This is a genomic window from Lysinibacillus sp. FW301-JW8 (assembly GCF_058788755.1).
This window is the reverse complement of record NZ_JBYTBB010000158.1, coordinates 1-593: the sequence shown is the minus strand read 5'-3', so window position 1 is coordinate 593 and position 593 is coordinate 1. Positions and strand designations below refer to the sequence as shown.

The following is a 593-nucleotide window of genomic DNA, read 5'->3' as shown; positions in this document are numbered from 1 at the left end:
AAAAATGAGGCTGGGACATAACTAGCTTCAATTCGTGAGAAATCCGACTTTGAATTCATTCAAAGTCGGATTTCTCTATCTTTTATGTTTTTCCAGATAGCTTTTAGCTAATGGCTGTGAATTTTCTTAAATTCACAGCCATTAATGCGAGGCCCATCTCGTTTTCCACCTTCGATTTTCCTCGTACAGAAAATCGAGTGAAACGCAAATTAGCCTTCAAGAATCCAAAAACTGGTTCCACGTCAATTTTGCGTTGACGATAAAGGGTACTCGTTTTTTCTTCTGAAAGCTTTGCTCTCACATATTCTTTTTGTTGTTCCCACTTCTCATTCACCATTAACTTACGATTATTTCCTTCTTTTGCTTTTGTACATAATGAACGGAGGGGGCATCCGGAACAGTCTTCACATTCATATACCTTAAACTCACGCGCGAAATCATACTTATCCGTTTTCGTGGTACGATATTTAAATACAAGATGTTGTTGGTTTGGGCATGTGTATCGATCATTTTCTTTATCATAATCCCAGTTCGCTGTATTGAATTCGTTTTGCTTATACGTTTTCTTCTGTTCTTTTACATACATGGTGTAC

The 593-nt window shown here is 37.3% G+C and carries 1 pseudogene; it reads right to left on the bottom strand.

The window, feature by feature from the left end:
- Nucleotides 1–112: 112 nt before the first annotated feature.
- Nucleotides 113–593: pseudogene (locus AC3WOM_RS26710) on the bottom strand (transposase); the annotation flags it as partial.